Below are 525 nucleotides of genomic sequence, written 5' to 3'. Positions count from 1 at the left end.
TCTCTTTATATTTCTTTAATTGTTCTATAAGAGGTTCTTAATATGCAATTTAGTCTAAAGAGGAAAATGGTTTTCTCTGTAGTTTTGGCGATTGCTTTTACATCCGCAATTCTTCTTTTTATGGGTTATAAGACGTTTCAAAGTAACAGCTGGCAGGCTATAGAGAGTGAAAGTCGTAACACGCTGAACGCCCATGCAAAAGGGATCAGTGATTGGTTTTACGACAAGAAACAAGCCGTACATGGTCTTCAACAACAAGTTCAACTTAACCCTTCATTAGATATCGTCCCGCATTTACGTCAAACCCTTGTATCTGGTGGCTTTGGATTGAGTTATTACGGCAATAAAGACGGGGAGATGTTCCGTCATGATCCTTCTCTCAATAAAGCAGGGTACGACCCAAGAGTTCGTGGCTGGTATAAAGAGACGTTAGCTCAAAACAAAGCCGTCACAACCAAGCCGTATGTAAGCGTTACGATGCAGGCACTTGTGGTTACACTGACCGATCCAGTCACCGAGAACGGA

At 41.9% G+C, this 525-nt stretch carries 1 pseudogene; it reads left to right on the top strand.

The features are described 5' to 3' along the window. Positions 1-66 precede the first annotated feature (66 nt). Positions 67-525, top strand: a pseudogene (locus BCT81_RS00125) (methyl-accepting chemotaxis protein); the annotation flags it as partial.

The organism is Vibrio sp. 10N.261.52.A1, assembly GCF_002876325.1.
Classification (GTDB): Bacteria; Pseudomonadota; Gammaproteobacteria; order Enterobacterales; family Vibrionaceae; genus Vibrio; species Vibrio chagasii.
Note: the sequence above shows the minus strand (reverse complement) of the source record. Positions and strands in the feature narration are given on the sequence as shown.